The sequence below is a fragment of the Planktotalea sp. genome (assembly GCF_965659345.1).
Taxonomy (GTDB): domain Bacteria; phylum Pseudomonadota; class Alphaproteobacteria; order Rhodobacterales; family Rhodobacteraceae; genus Planktotalea.
Genome location: NZ_CBFHVK010000001.1, coordinates 183966 through 205193, shown reverse-complemented (window position 1 = coordinate 205193; position 21228 = coordinate 183966). Strand labels below are relative to the sequence as shown.

The window sequence follows — 21228 nt, the reverse complement described above, 5'->3', positions numbered from 1 at the left end:
GAAACCATATTAGACACGGGGACGGAGCCAAAATTCCGTTTGTACACATATGAATGAGATGACGTCTGTGAGCCAAGAAACATCCGCTAAAACGCCCGCCCTTCCTGATGCGCAGACGGTCACTGACGTCAAACATTGGACCGATCGCTTGTTCTCGTTTCGCATGACACGGCCCGCATCAATGCGCTTCCGCTCTGGCGAGTTTGTCATGATTGGTCTCATGGGGGAGGTGAACGAAAAAACGGGAAAAGCAAAGCCTTTGCTGCGCGCCTATTCTATTGCATCTCCGTCTTGGGATGAAGAGCTGGAGTTTTATTCAATCAAGGTACAAGATGGCCCCCTGACCTCGCGCTTGCAACACATCAAGGTTGGCGATGAGGTGATCATGCGTCCGAAGCCTGTTGGCACTTTGGTTCATGACGCCCTACTACCAGGCAAGCGGATTTGGTTTTTTGCCACTGGCACAGGTTTTGCGCCATTCGCCTCGCTCTTGCGGGAACCCCAGACTTATGAGGACTACGACGAAATTATCATCACCCACACATGCCGAGAGGCGGGTGAATTAACCTATGGACGCGAATTGATCGAGGGCCTGCAACAAGACGAATTGTTGAACGAAGTGATCGGTGACGGGTTTTGGAAAAAGATCAAATATTATCCCACCACCACACGTGAACAGAGCCCGAAAATGGGACGTATCACAGATTTGATGCGCTCTGGTGAGGCGTTTGACGAGCTGGGCGTCGAGCCTTTGAACCCCGAAAGTGACCGCGCAATGATTTGCGGCAACCTCGCGTTCAATCTGGAGCTTAAAGAGATGTTTGAAGAATATGGCCTTGAAGAAGGGGCCAATTCCAAACCTGCGCATTATGTGGTTGAGAAAGCCTTCCTAGACTAAACTCGTAGGGTGCGTGATATCACGCACCCACCTTTATGTTTCGCGCGCGAAACACTTTAATGCTTATTATCAAAAGGTTAACTTGGAGCACGGTAGGAAGGAAGCCGCTCCCCTTCCACTGTAATCCTGTGCATCAAGCGCGCGTGCCCTGCATAATCTGCGCAGGCAAAATGCTGTACCAAGCGATTGTCCCAAATCGCAACACTCCCCGGTCTCCAAGCGATACGGCAGGTATATTCTGGCCGCGTCGCATGGGCGTAGAGCATCGCCAACAATGGCGCGCTTTCCTCAGGTGTCCACCCCTGAAACTTTGTCGTAAAATCACCGTTCACATAAAGGCAAGGCGCACCAGTCGCAGGATGCGCGATGACGACTGGATGCACTGTCGGCGCGCGAAAGGCTGTATCATCAGCATCGATACCAACGTTGCTTTGCGCAAAACTGCTATCAGAGTGCACGGCTTTAAGGCTCTTCAGAGTTTCTTTGAAACCCTCGCTCAGCCCCTCATAAGCCACCGTCATCGACGCAAAAAGCGTATCACCGCCGTAAGGCGGTAAGACACGTGCTGCAAGGATGGAACACATTGCGGGCGCAGGATCATAAGAATGATCCGTGTGCCAGGTGCCGCCAATGACGCGTTTCATATCTGGCGCTGTGCGCACTTCCGCTATGTTAGGATGGCTGGCGACAGGCGTGAAAAAGCGATTGATGTCGATGGTGCCAAAATGCTCTGCCAGAGCGATATGCGCGTCCGGCGTGAGAGATTGATCGCGGATCGCTAAGACACCGTGCTCAAAAAGCGCATCGCGCAAAGACGTAAAGCCATCAGACGTGAGAATGTTTAAATCGGTCTGGGTGATCTCAGCGCCAAGCGCACCGGAGAGTTTGGTGAGTTTCATATCTGCTCCTTCGTTGTGACGATGGAGCCTGCTTGGATGCGACTTGGCAAGAAAAAACCCCGCACCGAAATGCGGGGTTTGTATTTTCAAGCTAAGCGAAGCTTTGAGTTACATGCCAAGTGCGCTTTTGATCTGCGCAAGAACGTCGGACAAAAGCTCTGGGTTGTCCTGAGCGCTGCTGAGCGCCGTTTTCAGGCCAGTCTTCTGAAGCATACCCAATTCTGAGCCGTCGATCATCTCAGCGACCTTGTCGAGGTTGAACCCCTCTGGCGTCAGTAAATCAGCCAAACCACCTGCCGCTTCTTCTGTTGCAGCAGTTGCTTCTTCAGCGACGGCCGTGGCTGTTTCTGTGGCCTCTGTTGCGGCGGTTTCAGCAGCCTCTGCAGCGGCGGCAGCGGCTTCTTCCACTTTCGCAGCTTCGGCGGCAGCAGCTTCCTCAGCAGCGGCAGCGGCGGCTTCAGCTTCAGCCTTCGCGGCAGCAGCGGCCTCTTCAGCAGGGGCAGCAGCACTTGCGGCCTCTTCTTCTGCAGCAGCCGCGGCGGCAGCGGCAGCTTCTTCAACCTTCGCAGCTTCAGCGGCGGCAGCTTCCTCGGCTGCAGCAGCAGCGGCGGCCGCTTCTTCTTCAAGCTTTGCGGCAGCAGCAGCGGCTTCTTCTTGCGCTTGCGCTGCAGCGGCAGCTGCGGCTTCCTCAGCGGCTTTCGCTTCGGCCTCAAGCTGTGCAGCAGCGGCGGCGGCGGCTTCTTCAGCGGCTTTTGCTTCTTCTTCTAACTTGGCGGCAGCGGCGGCCGCCGCCTCTTCTGCAGCAGCAGCTTCTTCTTCAAGCTTTGCAGCCGCAGCGGCAGCCTCTTCAGCAGCCTTTGCAGCTGCGGCTTCTTCTGCTGCAGCGGCGGCAGCGGCGGCTTTGTCAGCCTCAGCTTGTGCCATCGCCGCTTTTTCAGCGACGTTGTTTGAATAAAGCGTATATCCGCCACCAAGGACCAGCGCCGCGACAACGACCCAAATCAAGTTTTTCATGGAATAATCCCCCAGAGATAATCAAGTGCACTCGACGCCTAATGCCCGAATGCTGCAAGCGCGAAATGCGCCCTTAACCCGCTAAGTGCAAGGGGAAAACACCTGTATTTGGTGCAAAATGCGCGAATTGGCGCTTGAAGAACAGCGCATGCAAGGATACCGTGCACGCCTAGTTACATAGCTATCAAAGGATAAATCCCATAGCCCGCAGACCTCACAATGCGCCGCCACAGCGCGACACCGGACCTCGTGTAAATGACAAAATCCGCTCTCCGGAGATTCGCCTAATTGGCGCAGAGGGTGAAAACGTTGGTGTTATTCACCCCGCAAAAGCTTTGGTGATGGCAGAAGACGCCGGTCTTGATCTGGTAGAGATTTCGCCAAACGCCAATCCACCAGTTTGCAAAATCATGGATTTCGGTAAGTTCAAGTACGAAACCCAGAAGCGTGAAGCTGAAGCGCGTAAGAAACAGAAAATCATCGAGATTAAAGAGGTCAAGTTCCGTCCGAATACGGACACGAATGACTACGAAGTCAAGATGCGGAATGTTTATAAGTTCTTGGAAAACGGCGATAAAGTTAAGGTCACTTTGCGCTTCCGTGGACGTGAAATGGCGCACTTGAACTTGGGTCGTGAACTGCTTGAGCGTGTCGCTGCCGACACGAAAGAGCACGGTCGCGTAGAGAACTTTCCAAAGATGGAGGGTCGCCAGATGGTGATGCTGATCGGTCCGTTGCCGAAGTAACATCGGCCACAATACATTGATAAAAAGTCCGGCCTTTGCGCCGGACTTTTTGCGTTAAGCGCTTATGCGATGGCTGTTATGTGTTCACAAAAGCCAATGTTGAAAATTTCATTGCTTTAGATGGGATCATTGGAAGGTTGCCGTGGCCTTGGGCGGGTTGGTATTTCCTTAAGCAATCCACCGACCCCCATACCTGCGATATCAGCACTGCTGACAGGCACGCCACAAAGCACACGACTAAGCACTTTATCAGCCCCGTTCAAAGCAGGGGAGCGTGCGCAACCAGGAAGCCCAATCACAGGCTTATTCGCGATATCGCCTAAAAACAGTAGGTTACCGGGGTCGACGGGCATGCCAAAGCGTGTCAAACGACCGCCCGCAAGGCTTAGCGCAGCAGGTGCAATATCCAAAGGATCAGAGGTGGCGGAGCCTGTCAGTATCAAGATCACCTCGCCTTTTGCAGCTGTGATGGCGTCAACCAATGGATCAATTCGGTGCGCGCACGTGAGGGTCTCGATAAGAGGGCTCTCAAGCGCTGCTAAACGGTTTGAGATTGCAGCGATGCCTTTGCTTTCGTCACTGCCTTCGCGGATTTGCGTGATGATCAAGGTCACTGTTTTTCGCTCTGGATGGGCCAGAGAGATAGCGCCACGTGCAAAGCTGCAAGCCTTTGCAAGATCATCTTCCGGCACCGCATAAGATATCATTTTCACTGTCCCAAGCAGTGCAGAACCGTGCATTTGATGATACGGTGGCACTGTTGCAAAACTGATCATCGGATTGATATCATTGAGTTTTGTCAGACTTTCTTCATTCAGGACGGCAACCCCGGCACGATCCGAAATGATGTTGACACGACCCGTCGCTGCAATGCTGGCACTAAGGCCTGTGGTGCGTTCAAGCAATGCCGCGCCTAGGCGACGTGCGGCTTCATTTTCCTCGATGTCGTCAGGTTCCAGCGTTGCCACCGTAATGTTGGGGATATGCGCTGCCGCAAGAAGAGCTATATGGCTGTCATCAAGCAAAACACCCTTGCGCAAGCGGGTGCCATTTGCATCCACAGAATGCGCAAGAATGCTGCCAAAGCAATCTTTCAACGGACGCTGGCCAAACTTCACGGCGTGCCCTTGCGCAGCATTTGCACCATTTGCGCGATGATCGATATCGCGATTTCCGCCGGGTTGCTTGCCCCCAGATCAAGCCCGATCGGCCCTTGGATCCGTGCGCACTCTTCTGCCGTGAATCCTGCGGCGATCAAGCGCTCTAGGCGCTTTGCGTGGGTTCGTTTCGAACCGAGTGCACCAATGTAGGCGACACGACTTTTCAACGCGAGTTCTAATACCGGATCGTCCAGCTTTGGATCATGGGTTAACAGCACCAAAGCGGTGCGTTCGTCCAAACCAAACGCGTCTGCCGCATCCAGCGGCCATTCATGAGACAGCTCTACATCGGGAAAGCGCAACGTACTTGCAAAACTCTCCCTTGGGTCCACGACAAGTGGATCGTACCCCGCCATTTTTGCCATTGGAACAAGGGCTTGTGTTATATGAACTGCACCGACGACAAACAAACGCAAGGGCGGATTGTGGATTGCAACGAATGTTGTGCCGTCCTCTTCAAAGCCTGAGCGGTCCATCGCAAAGCGCTGCTCATGTCCTTGCGTGGTCAGACTGCGCGCGCCTGATGCAGTGTTGATGACATACGCAACCGGTTTGCGTGCGGCACGCGCTGCGACCAAATCTGCTAACATCTCTTCGCCCAGCGCGCCGCCAACGGGTTCAAGCAAGATGCGGATGGTGCCCCCACAGGCCAACCCAACCGCGAAAGCATCACCGTCTGAAACGCCAAACTCCAACTCACGCGCATCGCCTTTCGCAATGGCGTCCATCGCGTCGACAATCACCGCCCCCTCGACACAACCGCCTGACACTGACCCAACAATGTCGCCCTGCCCGCTGATCGCCAGCTGGCTGCCAACGCGCCTAGGTGCGCTGCCCCATGTCTCGATCACAGTGGCCAAAGCCGCCCCCTGCCCAGCGCGATGCCATGCCAGCGCTTGTTCAGGGATATTGTCAAAATCAGTGTTACTCATCACGCACGGCTCCTTGTGTGGATGTTTCACATTGCTCGGCTGAACCTGCGCGAAAACATCCGCTGGTGCAACGCATCGATGTCCAAAGATGAACTTATGTTTTTCCTAATCCTGCCCCATTTATACGCCATCACCGCACCAAAGGGCCACGACAGACGGGTCCGCTTGAGACGTGCAGGAGCAAGATATGCAAGATTTAGCCCATCTGTTGGAAGAAACCCTTGCAGGACAATCCGGACAAGCTTGGCTTGGCGCGCTCGAAGAATTGGCCGATGAAGTTGGATATTTCCAGCCGCTTAGTGCAAAACATAATGCAGCCTTTGTTGATGCTGGCAAAACACTGCTCGTCAGCTTTGAAACCCTGCAATCGGTGCAAACGATAAACGACAAAGCCCATCCCATCGGGTTTGAAATGGTGCGCAAAGAAGGCTGGTCATTGCTGAGCTTTTTCAGCGACGGGGACACGTGGTTTCGCGACCCATCCATATATCGCTACTTTGACCGCTTAATCGATGACGGTTTTTTTGAAGATTTTGACCAAGTCATCTTTTACGGTGCTGGATCTTGTGGATATGCCGCAAGCGCGTTTTCAGTCGCTGCGCCAAGTGCGCAAGTCCTAGCGCTGAGCCCCCAAGCAACCCTTGATCCACGCGTTACAGAATGGGACGATCGGTTCCGCCGTATGCGCCGCACAAGCTTTAGTGACCGATACGGATATGCGCCTGACATGCTCGATGCCGCTCAGCGCGCAACAATTATCTATGATCCCAAAGTGGAATTAGACGCGATTCACGCCGCTTTGTTCACCCGCCCGAACGTTAACAAACTGCGCATGGCGTATTTCGGCTCGACGCTTGATCTTCAAATGATGCGCTTGGGCATTTTCTATCCTTTGCTGAGCGCAATCGGGGCAAGTGATCTGATCCCGTCCACGTTCCACATGCTTCACCGCGAACGTCGTAAAGATCGCAACTATTTACGTGCGGTTCTCGGAGACACCGAAGACGCGAAACGCTGGGGCTTTGCGAAAGCCATTTGCATGCATGCTGCCGAAACACTGAACGCGCCCCGCTTTAAGAAACGCGCGGATCAAATCGACGCCCTTCTTGAGAGAGAGCGTGCGCAAGCATCTCAAGCCGAGGGGCGCGATAACATCAATTGACGCGGTTTGTGCCGGCGCTTGTACATGTAGCGCGCCCAAGCCGCGATCAGGGATGTACGCCAACCGGCTTCTATTTCGATAACATCGATTAACTCGGCACCTCGCGCATGAGGCACAACGCGCAAGCTATGCTGCCAATGCCGCACGCCCATTCCGACCTCATTCGACGTAAAGCACATGTTGTCTTCACTGAAGGCAATCACTTCCATACGGTATGGCTGGGCCGGCAAAAGGCCAAACAGCGACACCTTCACATCGATAACCTGCCCTTCTTTGATCGCCCCACGGGGCAATCCCTCAAAAGCAAGAAGCCCCCGCACGGCATCTTGTAAGCAATCAAGATCAGTCGCGACGCGCCAGACGTCGCGGGGTCCGTGGTCATAAAGATGGCTCAAACGAATCGTTTTCATTTAAGCGTCGCGCGATGTGATACGTTCGAGAAGCGGCTTACGTGCGACACCGATGGCAGCGCCTAAGCACATAAGGACGGGATAGCTCTGCACCCCTATCAAGTTCAGCAAAAGTGCCGCCGCCGCGAGACATAGCGCGAAACTGAAAAGGCTCATCTGGGTATCTGCTAGCTTGACGCTGGCACGCTTTAGCAGACTGACGATAAATGGGTGCGCACGCGTGTAAAAGACGCCAACAACAAATCCGGTGATCATCGTGAAAATCATAATAGCATTCCTATAAATTTAAGTCTTGGCTTAGCGCTGTTCCAATCCGCACGCAAACCACTAGCCCTTTCGCATGCTTCGGTGTATGCGCATTTGCATGACAGATAGCTATACCCTCCGCCGCCCCGATGATTGGCATTTGCACCTGCGCGATGGCGATATGCTGCGCGCCGTGCTGCCTGAAACCGCCCGCCATTTTGCACGCGCAATCATCATGCCCAATCTGGTGCCGCCTGTGGTGACAGGGGCGGATGCGCTGGCCTACCAAACGCGTATCCTTGAAGCTCTACCAGAGGGCATGACGTTTGAGCCTTTGATGACGCTCTATCTCACTGAGGACACTGATCCAGAGGACATGCGCGCGGCACACGCGTCTGGCTTGATCAAAGCGGTCAAGCTTTATCCAGCGGGTGCGACAACCAACTCAGCCAGCGGCGTGCGCGACTTTGCGCGCGTACAGCCTGTGCTCGACGTTATGGCTGAAATTGGCCTGCCACTATGTTTGCACGGCGAAGTCACCGATGCAGAGGTCGATATCTTTGACCGTGAGGCCGTGTTTATCGACAATGTGCTCGATCCTTTGCGTCGCGCGACACCCGGCCTAAAAGTCACGATGGAACATATCACCACCAAAGACGCAGTAGAGTATGCGCGCGCGCAAGACGACAGCCTTGGCGCAACGATCACAACCCATCACTTGGTGATCAATCGCAACCATATCCTCGTGGGGGGCATCAAACCCCATTACTATTGCCTCCCGGTCGCCAAACGCGAACTGCACCGCGAAGCCCTTGTCGACGCGGCCACCTCTGGCGAAGCGCGCTTCTTCCTTGGCACCGATAGCGCTCCACATACAGATGTCTTGAAAGAAAACGCATGTGGCTGCGCGGGCTGCTTTACAGCGACAAACACAATGTCGATTTTGGCAGATGTTTTTGAAAAACAGGGCGCGCTCGACAAGCTCGAAAGCTTTGCCTCGCTTAACGGCCCTCAACACTACGGGCTCGCACCAAATGATGAGACGATAACCTTGACCAAAACACCGCCAAACTACCCCGAGAAGATCATCACGGGCGTAGGCGAAGTCACTCTCTTTGATCCGGGCTTCCCACTCAGTTGGTCTGTCACCGCCTAATCTTCATTTTCCAAATAAACTCCCGCCGGAGGCACCTGCCCCAACCGGCTCAGCCGCCAAACGAGACGACACATGATCCCATCCAGCTATCCCACTGCCGAAGAAATCGCCTGCCTTACAGCGCGTATGTTGCTCGAAATCAAAGCGGTGCATTTCAACGCGAAAGACCCGTTCATCCTCGCTTCTGGCCTGCCCAGCCCGACCTATATCGATTGCCGCAAACCCAATTCGTACCCGCGCATCCGCTCGACCATGATGGATTTCATGACAATCACCGTGATGCGCAATGCGGGCTTTGAAGCCTTTGACAATATCGCAGGCGGCGAGACCGCAGGCATTTCTTTCGCGGCCCTTGTTGCCGAGCGCATGGCGCTTCCGATGACCTATGTGCGCAAAAAGCCCAAGGGCTATGGACGTGGCGCGCGGATCGAGGGCGACATGCACGAGGGCCAACGCGTGCTTCTTGTCGAAGATCTCACAACCGATGGCGGATCAAAGCTCAGCTTCGTAGACGCGATTCGCGAAACCGGGGCAACTTGTGCACACACAGCTGTGATATTCTATTACGACATTTTCCCCGAAACCGAAAAAACGCTCGGGGATCATGGGGTTACCTTACACCATTTGTGCACATGGTGGGACGTGCTCGCCGAGGCCAAAGCGCAAGGCACTTTTGATGCTGAAACTTTAGCAGGCGTCGAAGCCTTCCTGAACGATCCACGCGCATGGCAAGAGGCCAACAAAAAGAGCTAAGCTGTCTAAAAATCAATCTAATCCAACGTCATCTTAGCACTTTCTTAACCGCAAGAACTAAGCATTTGACGGCGCTAAGCCACAACATATTGTGGATTTTAGCGTCGATTCAGGTTATCCACAAAAACATACAATTTGCACTTCTCCCGTTTGATTTTGTATCAATGCCAAAAGGCATGTGAAGGACCGACATGAACGAAATCGCATCTATCAATCAAACGCAGGTCGATGTGGCATCGGCTGAATCCATGCCAAATTCGATCGAGGCAGAGCAGCAACTTCTTGGGGCTATTCTGACCAATAATGATATTTATGACCGTGTTGCCTCGATCATTCAGCCGCGTCATTTCTTTGATCCTGTACACCAGCGCATTTACGAAGTGGCGGCGGCACGGATTGCGAAAAACAACCTTGCGTCCCCTGTTACACTCAAAGCGTTTCTTGAGGATGATGAAGGCCTCAAAGAACTCGGCGGTCCAGCCTACCTGGCCCGTCTCGCGGGGGCTGCTGTCTCCGCATTCGCCGCGCGGGATTATGCGCAGATTATCTACGACCTGGCGATCCGCCGTGAATTGATGGGCCTTGGCCGCGATATTGCCGCCAAAGCCGCGCGCGTTGATGTCGCGTCAGAACCAGCCGAGCAAATCGTTGAGGCCGAGCAAGAGCTGTATAAGCTCGCCGAAAAAGGCAGCTCTGACAGTGGCTTCCAGTCCTTCTTGCGCGCGATTACTGAAGCGGTGAACGTCGCCAACGCAGCCTATGAGCGCGGTGGCGGCATGGCTGGTGTGTCCACCGGTCTGGCCGATATGGACAAGATGCTTGGGGGGTTGCACAAATCCGACCTTCTCATTCTTGCCGGTCGCCCGTCTATGGGAAAGACATCGCTTGCCACAAACATCGCCTTCAACATCGCTAAAGCCTATCGTCAAGGCAAGCTTGCGGATGGAACTGACGGCGCGGTTGATGGCGGCGTCGTCGGGTTCTTTTCGCTCGAAATGAGCGCAGAGCAGCTTGCGGGGCGTATCCTTTCCGAAGCGTCAGAGATTTCGAGCCACAAGATTCGCCAAGGTGACATGGAAGAATTCGAGTTCCGCCGTTTCGTCGAAGCGGCCAAAGAACTCGAAGCCTGTCCACTTTATATTGACGACACTGCCGCGATTCCGATTGCACAACTCTCGGCGCGTGCGCGTCGCTTAAAGCGGACACATGGTCTGGATGTATTGATCATTGACTATCTCCAGCTGGTGCGCGGCACGTCAGAAAACCGCGTGCAGGAGATTGGCGAAATTTCGATGGGCCTTAAGGCGATTGCGAAAGAACTGCAGATCCCTGTAATCGCGCTATCGCAGCTCTCACGACAGGTTGAAAACCGCGAAGACAAGCGCCCACAACTTTCCGATTTGCGTGAATCAGGTTCGATCGAGCAAGACGCAGATGTGGTGATGTTCGTGTATCGTGGCGAATACTACAAAGAGCGTGAAAAACCCGATGATGATAACCTAGAAGCAATGGCCGCGTGGCAGGATGACATGGCGCGCTTGCATGGCAAGGCCGAAGTCATCATCGGCAAGCAGCGACACGGCCCCATTGGCACGGTCGAGCTGAGCTTTGAAGCGCAATTCACGCGTTTCGGCAACTTGGCGAAATCTTGGCAGGTCGGGAGCGATGACGCCAGCTTCTAACACATCGGACGCCGAATTTTCCCTTTGGGGCGCGTTGCGTGAAAAAGCGCGCCCATTAAGATTTCGCGCAGCGCTTATGGGAACAGCGCTTGGTGGATTTGTAGTCGCATTCGAAGATCTGACCCGTGAACCGCCTAGCTTGGGGCTTCCAGCAGGTGTCAATTTCAGCCTTATCGCGATTGCCGCCTTTGGTGGCTTGGTTGGGGGTTGGTTCAGTGCAGGTTGGGTCGGACGCAAAGGGTTTGGTGGCTTTATACTCAGCTTAGCGGGTTGTTTGTTCGCCAGTGCGCTCGGGGGCGCGGTCGCCGGTACATTGATCATTCCGTTACTGGGCACACTTGTTGGCACCGTTTGGGGTGTGCTGCTTGCGTTTCAAGCGCCGCTCGTCGCATTTGTTTGGCTGACCTGCGCTGTTGTTTTGCATTTTTGGATTGGTGCGGCGCGCAGAGCGAAAGGTTCAAGATGACATCCATCCCTGTCCTAGACCTGAATGCGTCTGATATCGCCCAGCAATTTCGACTGGCCTACAGTGAGGTCGGTTTTGCATATCTTATCAATCACGGTGTCCCTGACAATTTGCGCGATGCAGTGTTTGCCGCGTCCAAGCAATTTCATGCCTTGCCCGAAAATTTGAAACGCGTGATCGAAGTTGATGCCACCCATCGTGGTTACATTCCAATGGCCGCATCGACCGATGTGAACTCTGATTTCGCGGACATCACAAAGCCAAACCAGTCGAGCAGCTTTATGATGATGCGAGAGGATGAAGTGGCCTTGCCTGACGTCTACCTTTCAGGCCCGAACAAATGGCCCACGCTCGAAGGCTTTCGCACAACGCTTGAAGACTACAATAAAGAGATGTGCGGCCTTGGTGCGCGTGTCATGCGCATTGCGCTGCACTCAATTGGCGCGGATGACGCAGCGATAGATATGTTTGCACCAGCGACCACATGGTTGCGTTTGCTGCACTATCCCCCTGCCCCGGCACAGCGACCAGACGATCTTTATGGCTCTGCCCCTCATACGGATTTTGGCGCTTTAACCTTTCTCGCGACCGATGATGTTGGTGGTTTACAAGTGCTTGCGACTGATGGCTCTTGGATCGATGTGCCGCCACGCGCGGATGCGTTTGTTGTCAATGTGGGGGACATGTTGCACCGCATGTCGGGTGGGCTGCTACGTTCGACGCCCCACCGTGTTATCAATGAGACCGGACGCGAACGTTATTCCTGTCCGTTCTTTTATGACCCCCATGTCAGCGCGCAGATCAAGCCTTTGGTCGGTCATTTAGGCGCGTTTGAGCCGCTCAATTTTGGCGCATTCTTACGAAGTGAGCTCGAAGCGAGCTACGACGCACATAAGGTTGACGCGTCTTAGACGTGCACCGCGGACCCATGCAAACGGCTTTTACCCTTGACGTGAGCGCGCGCCATGGCAAACACGTCTGTTATGGGAACTGGAACACTTACAATCGACTTGGCCGCGATGGCCAACAACTGGCGTGCGCTGGATAATATGAGCGGATGCGAGACGGGTGCAGTCGTCAAAGCTGACGGCTACGGCACAGGTATCGGACGCGCAGCACGACGTTTAGCGCAAACCGGTGCGCGCAAATTCTTTGTCGCCGTCGCTGAGGAAGCCGCAGACATCCGGCAAGCCCTTGGGCCTGACCCCGAGATCTACATTCTTTCGGGCCATATGTCAGGCGATACAGATATGATTGCGGATCTGAATCTGATCCCTTTGCTCAGTTCTATTGATCAGATGTTGCGCCATTTTGAAGCCCTGCCCGGCGCGCCTTTTGGCATTCAGCTTGATACGGGCATGAACCGTTTGGGCATGGAAGCTGGCGAGTGGACAGCCGTGCGCGCGCTTGTCATTGCCCAAGGCCCCCGTTTGATCATGTCGCACCTTGCTTGTGCTGATGAGCCGGAGCATCCGATGAATGCGCAGCAACTCGCCGCGTTCGTGCAAATGACCGATGGCATTGACGCCCCCCGCTCGCTTGCGGCGACAGGTGGCATTTTGTTGGGGCCAGAATATCATTTTGACGTCACGCGCCCCGGCATTGGCCTTTATGGCGGATTGCCGTTTGTGGATGCAGCCCCTGTGGTGTCACTTGCGCTGCCGATCATTCAAGTGCGCGACGTGGTCAAAGGCGAGAGCGTCGGATACGGCAATACTTGGATCGCGGAACGAGACAGTCAGATTGCCACGGTTTCCAGCGGCTATGCCGACGGCATTTTGCGTGTGATGGGACCGAAAACCAAGCTATTTGCAAATGGCCAATCCGTTCCTGTTGCAGGTCGTATTTCAATGGACAGCATTGGTGTTGATGTCACGGGGATCAGCGATTTGCCCAATGCGTTGGACTTGCTCGGCTCACATCAATCAATTGAAACGCTAGCGACAAATGCTGGTACGATTGGTTATGAAATTCTCACGTCTTTAGGTGCGCGCTATACACGGCGCTACACAGGATGAACTTTGTTTTGAGCCCTTTGGCCGCTTTAGGCGCTGCATTCCTCAATATGCTCGCCGCTTTGGGCCGTATCTCAATCTATGCCTTCAGCACCCTGCGCCACATGTTTAAGCGCCCGTTTTATCTGCGCGAACTTGGCACCGCAATTTTGAATGTTGGTTGGCTGTCTTTGCCCGTTGTCGGCTTGACGGCAGTGTTCACAGGCGGCGCCCTTGCTTTGCAAATCTATGCAGGTGGTGCCCGCTTCAATGCGGAAGCCGTCGTGCCCCAGATCGTGGCTATCGGCATGGTGCGCGAACTTGGTCCTGTGCTTGTCGGTTTGATGATCGCTGCTCGTGTCACTTCTTCAATCGCTGCTGAAATTGCGACCATGAAAGTGACGGAACAGATTGATGCGCTTGTCACGTTGTCGACGCATCCCATGCAATACTTGACCGTGCCCCGCGTGTTGGCGGGTTTGATCTGCGTTCCCGTGCTTGTCGGCGTGGGCGATGTCATTGGTATCTTGGGCGGCTATCTGGTGGCGACGGGCACGCTGGGGTTCAATTCATCAACGTATCTGATCAATACCTTTGACTTCCTAGAAGCGCGCGATGTGTTTTCATCCCTTGCCAAAGGCGCGGTATTTGGTGGAATCGCAACGCTAATGGGCTGCTATTACGGCATGAACTCCGGTCGCGGCGCACAAGGTGTTGGCGCGGCAACCAAAGGGTCCGTCGAGGCGGCGGCGATCTTGATCCTTGCGGCGAATTTCGTTCTGACGGGGGTGTTTTTCTCGCTATGATCAAACTCTCTCAAGTTAAAAAATCATTTGGAAACAATCACGTACTGCAAGGCGTCGATTTAGAGATCGCGCGCGGCACGTCCATGGTGATTATTGGCGGCTCTGGCACAGGTAAATCAGTTGCGTTGAAATCCGTGCTTGGACTGGTGACGCCCGATAGCGGGACAATCACTGTGGACGGACAAGATGCAGCCACCGCAGAGCGTGACGCGTTTCTTGCACGCTTCGGAATGCTGTTCCAAGGCGGTGCTTTGTTTGATTCCCTTCCTGTGTGGCAGAATGTGGCTTTCCGTCTGATGCGCGGCGCACTTAAGCGCCCCAAAGATGAGGCGCGCGAGATTGCGATTGAGAAACTGCGCCGCGTCGGGCTGAAGCCCGATGTTGCAGACCGCCTGCCGGCTGAACTGTCTGGGGGGATGCAAAAACGTGTCGGTCTTGCCCGCGCGATTGCTGCAGAGCCTGAAATCATCTTTTTTGATGAGCCAACAACTGGCCTTGATCCAATCATGTCGGGTGTCATCAACGATTTGATCCGCGAAATCGTCGTTGAGATGGGCGCAACCGCGATGACGATCACCCATGACATGACATCCGTACGTGCGATTGCTGACAATGTGGCAATGCTGCACGACGGCGTCATTCAATGGACCGGAGCGGTCGCTGATATGGACACGGCAGGTGACCCCTATTTGGATCAATTCATCCATGGGCGTGCAGATGGACCAATTGAAGCGGTCCGCTAACGTCGTCGCGCGAGAGCAGTCCCGAAAATTCAATGGTGTGCGCCACTTGCATCGCAGCGCTCAAAACGCCACGTTGAGAGTGTGAATAATTTCAGTACCCTTTTCGAGCCGAACTACACGATCCTCACATTTTTGATGATCAAGACGTTCTTTTACATCGAAACTATCGGTGCCTTCGCGCTGATCCGTACGTTCGTCGCAACTGGCCCCTCTCGGTTGATAGCCTGCGCTGCGTTTTTGGTGGCGCTAATCGGTGTGGCAGCGAAGTATATTCCGCCTTTGGCAGGTCTGAGCGGTGAGATGCCGGGGCGCATAGCTTCGCAGATCGTCAACCAAGGGATCATCACGGCCGGCTCAGGCATGGCGTTGCCATTTGCAGTATCAATCCTTTTCGCTCTGTCTTGGCGTATGCGAGGGCATCGTTGGTGGGCGCTTGATGCATTGCACTTGCTCTGCGCGCTCGGATTTTTTGGTCTGTGGCTCTACACGCTGTCATGACGACCTTTGCCAAATACGTAAATCTGGCGCTTATAATCGCCTTTCCGATTGCCTGGTTTGCGCCGCTTATGCGTGCTGGTCTTTTGCCGTTGTTTGGCCTGAGTGAGATCAGCGTTATTTCAGGACTACAAAGCCTTTGGCAGAGCGATGTGGCACTTGCTTTGCTGGTGACGTTCTTTGCGCTGTTTGCGCCCTACGTCAAAACCCTGGGTCTAGCGCTAGTGCATTTCGACCTACTTAGCACTCGAGTCAAACCCGCACTCAGCTTGCTTGGCAAACTGGCGATGGCGGATATCTTTTTGATTGCTGTCTACATCACTGTAGCAAAAGGAATCGGTGTCGGACGGATAGAGACCGCTTGGGGGCTGTATTTGTTTACCGGATGCATCCTAATCCAGTTATTTTTGGGGTTATTGTCGCCACGCACCGAGAAAACCGCGACTGATTTGCCTCAAAATTAAGATTTGCAACGAAACAAAGCTCTTTCCCCCTAACCAGTGGACCTTCGTCGGCTAAGATCCGCTTATGACCTTGGGGGGTTAGTTATGTCTGCGTTTGCCAATGTTTGGCACGTCGCATCTTGGTTGATGCAACGCCTTACTTTCTTTTTGTTGATCGCACTTGCGGTCGCAGCTGTTGCCTACACCATCGCTTGCGCGTTTGGGCTAGCAAGCTGGATCAACTGGCCGTTGATGCTTGGGGACACTTTGTATCCTTGGGCAGGAACCGTCGCGCAAAGCGCTGTGAGCGTTTTGTTGGTTGGACTTTGTTTCTTTTTGCCATCGCACCAGCGCATCACCAAGCTTGAAACATCGCACCGCTCATTTCAAATCGGGATGGAAGATGTCGCGAAAGCCTATGCAATCGCCCATGCGCAGGACCGTTCCGGAGTGTTCAAGCTCTCTGGTGAGTTTGATGCTGTGCGCGAACGCCTTGGCTTTTTGCGTGATCACCCTGATCTGGCTCAGCTGGAGCCATCCATGCTCGAAGCCGCATCTCAGATGAGCCATATCTCTGCAGAACTGGCCGCCATCTATTCTGACCGCAAGGTTGAGCGCGCGCGCACTGTATTGAAAGAGCGTCAGCATGAGATCGGTGAATTCAATCAGCGTTTGGAGGAGGCGAAAATCGTCTCGACCGAACTGAAAGGTTGGTTAGGTCAAGTCGAGATGGATGAAAGCGTCGCACGCGCACAGATTGACCGTTTGGTGGATGATCTGGCTGATGTGCTGCCCGCCCTTGGTCTTGAAGTCGTAGAACGCAATGCTGAAGACACGGTTGTCGCCCTGCCTCATGCTGCTGAATAAACGACTGCGCTGGTAATTGACGCGCATCCCCGCATTCGTCACAAGGGCGCATGGCTAAAAAACCCTCTTTCGCATGTAATGACTGCGGCAATATCACCTCTAAATGGTCCGGGCGCTGCGAAGCCTGTGGCGCATGGAACTCCATCGCGGAGGACGCTGGATTAAGCAGTTCCGGCCCAGCAAAAGCGGGGCTTGGCACTGTGCGCGGACGCGCAGTGCAACTCACGGATCTCAGCACAGAAGAAGCCCCGCCCCCGCGCACAAACTCTGGCCTAGACGAGTTAGATCGCGTTTTGGGCGGCGGTCTGGTTCCTGCGTCTGCGACGTTGGTGGGCGGCGATCCTGGCATTGGTAAATCAACGCTTTTGCTGCAAGCGGCCGCAGAGTTCGCAAAAGCAGGTCTTAAGACGATTTATGTGAGCGGTGAAGAAGCCAGCGCGCAAGTGCGCATGCGTGCGCAGCGATTGGGATTGACTGACGCGCCTGTGCAGCTCGCAGCAGAAACAAACTTGCGCGACATTCTTACGACCTTAGAGATTGAAAAACCTCAGCTGGCGATCATCGATTCCATTCAAACCATGTGGTCTGATTCAGTCGGAAGCGCACCTGGCTCCGTCGCGCAGGTCCGTGCAGCAGCCCACGAGCTGACCAGCTTTGCAAAGCGGCAAGGCATGGCAGTGATTTTGGTGGGCCATGTCACCAAAGACGGCCAAATCGCAGGTCCGCGTGTGGTCGAACATATGGTCGACACGGTGCTATATTTTGAAGGCGAGCGCGGCCATCAATTCCGTATCTTGCGCGCCGTTAAGAACCGCTTTGGCCCGTCTGACGAAATTGGCGTGTTTGAAATGACTGGCATGGGCTTGTCACAAGTCACCAACCCGTCTGCCCTATTCCTAAGCGAGCGCGGCACGCCCTCGCCCGGATCCGTGGTGTTTGCTGGTGTCGAAGGCACACGCCCTGTTCTTGTGGAGCTGCAAGCGCTTGTCGCGCCTTCCCCGCACTCGCAACCGCGCCGTACCGTTGTCGGCTGGGATGGTGGGCGTTTGGCGATGATTCTTGCAGTCCTTGAGGCGCGTGTTGGCATCCCATTCACTGGACTTGATGTCTATCTCAATGTCGCTGGTGGGATGAAAATCACAGAACCTGCCGCTGACCTCGCCGTTGCTGCTGCACTTTTAAGTGCGCGTGAAGACGCAGCTTTACCCGCTGAAACTGTGGTGTTTGGCGAAATCAGCCTCTCAGGTGCGCTGAGACCCGCTCCTCAGACCGAAAACAGGTTGAAGGAAGCGCAAAAACTTGGTTTTACGGGCGCACTCGCTCCTGCGGGTGGTAAGGGTGTTACCGTCAAGGGAATCGCGCTCAATCAGATGAGCGATTTGACGGCCTTTGTTGGTGACGTATTCGGCGCGGGTTAGCGTACGAGCAAAGAGAAGAAAGCGAGCAGACCTATGGAAGGTTTTACAATTATTGACGGCGTTGTTGCGGTCATTATCGTTCTTTCCGCCTTGCTGGCTTATTCGCGCGGCTTCGTGCGCGAAGCACTGGCGATTGCAGGCTGGTTCGCCGCAGCAATCTTGGCCACTATGTTCGCACCACAAGTGGAACCTTTGGTTAAGGAAATTCCGGTCATCGGCGAATTCTTGGCCGATAGCTGTGAATTGGCAATTATCGCAGCCTTTGCCATTGTCTTTGCGATTGCTTTGATCGTTACATCGCTGTTCACGCCGTTGTTTTCGTCACTTGTGCAACGCTCTGCGCTTGGTGGCATCGATCAGGGCTTCGGATTTCTTTTTGGTGTCTTGCGCGGTATTCTTTTGGTGGCAGTGGCCTTTTTCGTATATGAAACCGTTGCCACACAACAAAACATCACGATGGTTGATGAAAGCCGGTCTGCCAAAGTCTTTGCGCGCATGACTGGCCAGATCGAGGATCGTAACCCCGAACAGGCGCTTGGCTGGATCACAACCCAGTACGAGCAACTTGTCGGTACATGCGGCGCACCTGAATAAGGCGCGCTGAATATCTTTTCGTTATCCGCGATGAGCGGGTGACACATTGGGCAGTTCGGTCTATGAAGCTTGCAACTGCCATGACCTCGGATACGGAGCTGCTCGCCTTGTCCCATATTATGCCGCCTGCCCACCCTTTCGATGATGATAAATTAAAAGAGGAATGTGGCGTGTTTGGCGTTGTCGGTGTCACAGATGCTGCCAACTTTGTCGCCCTTGGTCTTCACGCGTTGCAACACCGTGGTCAGGAAGCGGGCGGGATCGTCAGTCATGATCCTGATCAAGGGTTTAACTCTGCCCGTCGTTTTGGCTATGTGCGCGATAACTTTACCAAGGCGTCCTTGATGGAAACGCTCCCTGGTCCTTTGGCGATTGGCCATGTGCGCTATTCTACAGCAGGGTCGAAAGGGGCAGTGATCCGTGATGTTCAGCCCTTCTTTGGCGAATTCTCCATGGGTGGTGCCGCCATCGCGCATAACGGCAATATCACCAACGCAGACGCGTTGCGCAAAGAGCTGATTGAACGCGGTTCGATCTTTCAAAGCTCTTCTGATTCTGAGTGCATCATCCACCTGATGGCGCGATCTTTGCAGCGCACTATTCCTGAGCGCATGGAAGATGCTTTGCGCCGCGTAGAAGGCGCTTTTTCCATCGTAGCGATGACGCGTACAAAGCTGATCGGTGTACGTGATCCGCTAGGTGTGCGGCCTTTGGTGCTGGGCAAGCTTGAGGGTGAAGGCTGGGTTTTGAGCTCTGAGACCTGCGCGCTTGATATTATCGGCGCTGAATATGTGCGCGAGATTGAACCGGGTGAAATGGTTGTCGTGACCGCTGAAAAAGGCGTGGAAAGCCATTTTCCATTCCGTCGGCAATCTTCGCGTTTCTGCATCTTCGAACATGTTTACTTTTCACGTCCTGACAGCATTATCGGCGGTCGCTCTGTTTATGAGACGCGTCGTCAAATTGGTGTAGAGCTGGCGAAGGAAAGCTCTGTTGAGGCGGATCTAGTCTGCCCTGTTCCTGACAGCGGAACACCTGCGGCGATTGGCTTTTCACAAGAAAGCGGCATCCCCTACGCGATGGGCATCATCCGCAATCAATATATGGGCCGTACGTTTATCGAACCTACGGAGCAAATCCGCAACATGGGCGTGCGTTTGAAGTTGAACGTGAACCGTGCGTTGATCAAAGGTAAACGTGTTATTCTTGTCGATGACAGTGTTGTGCGCGGCACGACATCCCGCAAAATCAAAGAAATGATTTTAGATGCAGGTGCTGCAGAGGTGCATTTCCGCATTGCCTCCCCACCAACGGCATGGCCTTGTTTTTATGGTGTGGACACTCCGCAGCGTGACAAACTTCTGGCAGCGACCATGTCCGAAGAAGAGATGCGTGATCATTTGACAGTGGACAGTTTGAAGTTCATCTCGCTCGATGGCCTTTACCGCGCGGTGGGCGAAGCTGAAGGGCGTAACGCAAAATGTCCGCAGTATTGCGATGCGTGTTTCTCTGGAGAATATCCCGTAAGCCCGTCTGATCAAATCACAAAAGGGTTTGAATTGAAGGCGGCAGAATAAGTAGGCGCGCATTCTTTGTTGATCGATTGACGTGCAAATTTTATAAAAAATTTGTAGCCTTCGGCGAGAGTTTATTTAGAAAAATGAAGGCAGTGTTTTCATGAGCAAAGTTGCATTGGTCACAGGCGCTTCGCGCGGATTAGGTTTCGCTGTGGCGCAAGCCCTGTCAAGCAGTCATCACGTGGTTGCTGTGGCGCGCACAACTGGCGCTTTGGAAGATCTTGACGACCGCATTCAAGAAGCCGGAGGGCAAGCCACCCTTGCGCCAATGGATATCACCAATGAAGGGGCCATGGCCCAACTCTGCCGCTCTATTTATGATCGTTGGGGGCAGATTGATCTTTGGGTTCATGCAGCTGTCCATGCAGCGCCGCTGACGCCAGCCGCGCATATGGATGCGAAGGATTGGACCAAATCCATGTCGATCAACGCCACAAGTATGGGCACTTTGGTCCCCTATATCGCGCCTTTATTGGGCGATAAGGGCACTGCCGTGTTTTTTGATGATCAGACAATTGGTGAGAAGTTTCACGGATCCTACGCGGCCTCTAAAGCCGCACAGATTGCATTGGTGCGATCATGGGCCTTTGAGACGCAATCAAGTGGCCCCAAGGTTTTGATCGAGACCCCACCAGCTATGGCAACTGCGACACGTGCGCGTTTTCATCCCGGAGAGGATCGTGACGCACTGGCGCATCCTCGTGATGTGGCTGCAAAGCTCGTTGAGAAGCTGCAGAGCGCCTAAAGGCTTTACGCATCCTATCCCC

General features: G+C 54.1%; 24 protein-coding genes. 18 read left to right on the top strand and 6 right to left on the bottom strand.

Annotation, left to right across the window (positions count from 1 at the left end; all coding sequences use genetic code 11):
- The first annotated feature begins 49 nt into the window (after positions 1-49).
- On the top strand, positions 50-898 hold the full coding sequence (locus ACTG3Z_RS01040) for a ferredoxin--NADP reductase (protein ID WP_439140803.1): 849 nt from the start codon (positions 50-52) through the stop codon (positions 896-898).
- A gap of 77 nt (positions 899-975) precedes the next feature.
- Here ACTG3Z_RS01040 and ACTG3Z_RS01035 read toward each other — a convergent pair whose 3' ends face one another.
- The gene (locus ACTG3Z_RS01035) at positions 976-1797 is read right to left on the bottom strand and encodes a TauD/TfdA dioxygenase family protein (protein WP_439140802.1); all 822 of its coding nucleotides are present in this window, start codon (positions 1795-1797) and stop codon (positions 976-978) included.
- A gap of 108 nt (positions 1798-1905) precedes the next feature.
- A complete protein-coding gene (locus ACTG3Z_RS01030; RefSeq protein ID WP_439140801.1) occupies positions 1906-2811 on the bottom strand; it encodes a hypothetical protein in 906 nt (301 codons plus the stop codon).
- A 191-nt stretch (positions 2812-3002) separates the two neighbouring features.
- On the opposite strand from ACTG3Z_RS01030, the gene infC reads away from it, so the two are divergent.
- Positions 3003-3557 (top strand): translation initiation factor IF-3, encoded by a 555-nt coding sequence (gene infC, locus ACTG3Z_RS01025; RefSeq protein WP_439140872.1) that lies wholly within the window; start codon positions 3003-3005, stop codon positions 3555-3557.
- Between the two features lie 116 nt (positions 3558-3673).
- Here the strand turns inward: infC and ACTG3Z_RS01020 are convergent, their stop codons facing one another.
- Positions 3674-4675, bottom strand: coding sequence for a molybdopterin-binding protein (locus tag ACTG3Z_RS01020; protein WP_439140800.1), 1002 nt, complete (start codon positions 4673-4675; stop codon positions 3674-3676).
- Complete coding sequence (locus ACTG3Z_RS01015; RefSeq protein WP_439140799.1) at positions 4672-5649, bottom strand: XdhC family protein; 978 nt, start codon at positions 5647-5649, stop codon at positions 4672-4674. Before ACTG3Z_RS01015 ends, ACTG3Z_RS01020 begins: the two co-directional genes overlap by 4 nt.
- 187 nt (positions 5650-5836) lie before the next feature.
- On the opposite strand from ACTG3Z_RS01015, the gene ACTG3Z_RS01010 reads away from it, so the two are divergent.
- Complete coding sequence (locus tag ACTG3Z_RS01010; protein ID WP_439140798.1) at positions 5837-6811, top strand: phosphoadenosine phosphosulfate reductase; 975 nt, start codon at positions 5837-5839, stop codon at positions 6809-6811.
- On the opposite strand, the gene ACTG3Z_RS01005 is transcribed toward ACTG3Z_RS01010, so the two are convergent.
- The gene (locus ACTG3Z_RS01005; RefSeq protein ID WP_439140797.1) at positions 6781-7221 is read right to left on the bottom strand and encodes a hypothetical protein; all 441 of its coding nucleotides are present in this window, start codon (positions 7219-7221) and stop codon (positions 6781-6783) included. The genes ACTG3Z_RS01010 and ACTG3Z_RS01005 overlap by 31 nt on opposite strands.
- Complete coding sequence (locus ACTG3Z_RS01000; protein WP_439140796.1) at positions 7222-7488, bottom strand: hypothetical protein; 267 nt, start codon at positions 7486-7488, stop codon at positions 7222-7224. It abuts the gene before it with no gap.
- Between the two features lie 97 nt (positions 7489-7585).
- On the opposite strand from ACTG3Z_RS01000, the gene pyrC reads away from it, so the two are divergent.
- The 15 genes from pyrC (at position 7586) to ACTG3Z_RS00925 (ending at position 21206) form a co-directional block, all read left to right on the top strand.
- Positions 7586-8623 carry a dihydroorotase gene (gene pyrC, locus ACTG3Z_RS00995; protein WP_439140795.1) on the top strand — a complete coding sequence of 346 codons (1038 nt, stop codon included), beginning with the start codon at positions 7586-7588 and terminating at the stop codon, positions 8621-8623.
- 72 nt (positions 8624-8695) lie between these two features.
- Positions 8696-9376: an orotate phosphoribosyltransferase gene (locus ACTG3Z_RS00990; protein ID WP_439140794.1), complete on the top strand. Its 681-nt coding sequence runs from the start codon at positions 8696-8698 to the stop codon at positions 9374-9376.
- Between the two features lie 191 nt (positions 9377-9567).
- The gene (locus ACTG3Z_RS00985) at positions 9568-11058 is read left to right on the top strand and encodes a replicative DNA helicase (RefSeq protein ID WP_375265018.1); all 1491 of its coding nucleotides are present in this window, start codon (positions 9568-9570) and stop codon (positions 11056-11058) included.
- A complete protein-coding gene (locus ACTG3Z_RS00980) occupies positions 11042-11524 on the top strand; it encodes a hypothetical protein (protein WP_439140793.1) in 483 nt (160 codons plus the stop codon). The genes ACTG3Z_RS00985 and ACTG3Z_RS00980 overlap by 17 nt, the downstream gene beginning before the upstream one ends.
- Positions 11521-12435, top strand: a complete 915-nt coding sequence (locus ACTG3Z_RS00975; RefSeq protein ID WP_439140792.1) for an isopenicillin N synthase family dioxygenase — start codon at positions 11521-11523, stop codon at positions 12433-12435. The genes ACTG3Z_RS00980 and ACTG3Z_RS00975 overlap by 4 nt, the downstream gene beginning before the upstream one ends.
- Before the next feature lie 72 nt (positions 12436-12507).
- Positions 12508-13542, top strand: a complete 1035-nt coding sequence (alr, locus tag ACTG3Z_RS00970; RefSeq protein WP_439140871.1) for an alanine racemase — start codon at positions 12508-12510, stop codon at positions 13540-13542.
- Positions 13539-14324, top strand: coding sequence for an MlaE family ABC transporter permease (locus ACTG3Z_RS00965; RefSeq protein WP_439140791.1), 786 nt, complete (start codon positions 13539-13541; stop codon positions 14322-14324). Before alr ends, ACTG3Z_RS00965 begins: the two co-directional genes overlap by 4 nt.
- A complete protein-coding gene (locus ACTG3Z_RS00960) occupies positions 14321-15067 on the top strand; it encodes an ABC transporter ATP-binding protein (protein WP_439140790.1) in 747 nt (248 codons plus the stop codon). Before ACTG3Z_RS00965 ends, ACTG3Z_RS00960 begins: the two co-directional genes overlap by 4 nt.
- 81 nt (positions 15068-15148) lie before the next feature.
- A complete protein-coding gene (locus tag ACTG3Z_RS00955; protein WP_439140789.1) occupies positions 15149-15565 on the top strand; it encodes a hypothetical protein in 417 nt (138 codons plus the stop codon).
- Entirely contained in the window at positions 15562-16026 is a 465-nt protein-coding gene (locus ACTG3Z_RS00950) for a paraquat-inducible protein A (RefSeq protein WP_439140788.1), read from the top strand. Before ACTG3Z_RS00955 ends, ACTG3Z_RS00950 begins: the two co-directional genes overlap by 4 nt.
- 84 nt (positions 16027-16110) lie before the next feature.
- The gene (locus ACTG3Z_RS00945) at positions 16111-16872 is read left to right on the top strand and encodes a DNA repair protein (RefSeq protein ID WP_439140787.1); all 762 of its coding nucleotides are present in this window, start codon (positions 16111-16113) and stop codon (positions 16870-16872) included.
- Between the two features lie 50 nt (positions 16873-16922).
- Positions 16923-18290: a DNA repair protein RadA gene (gene radA, locus ACTG3Z_RS00940; RefSeq protein ID WP_439140786.1), complete on the top strand. Its 1368-nt coding sequence runs from the start codon at positions 16923-16925 to the stop codon at positions 18288-18290.
- Between the two features lie 33 nt (positions 18291-18323).
- Positions 18324-18884 (top strand): CvpA family protein, encoded by a 561-nt coding sequence (locus ACTG3Z_RS00935; protein ID WP_439140785.1) that lies wholly within the window; start codon positions 18324-18326, stop codon positions 18882-18884.
- A 119-nt stretch (positions 18885-19003) separates the two neighbouring features.
- Complete coding sequence (purF, locus tag ACTG3Z_RS00930) at positions 19004-20461, top strand: amidophosphoribosyltransferase (RefSeq protein ID WP_439140870.1); 1458 nt, start codon at positions 19004-19006, stop codon at positions 20459-20461.
- A 100-nt stretch (positions 20462-20561) separates the two neighbouring features.
- Positions 20562-21206, top strand: coding sequence for an SDR family NAD(P)-dependent oxidoreductase (locus tag ACTG3Z_RS00925; protein WP_439140784.1), 645 nt, complete (start codon positions 20562-20564; stop codon positions 21204-21206).
- Positions 21207-21228: the final 22 nt, after the last annotated feature.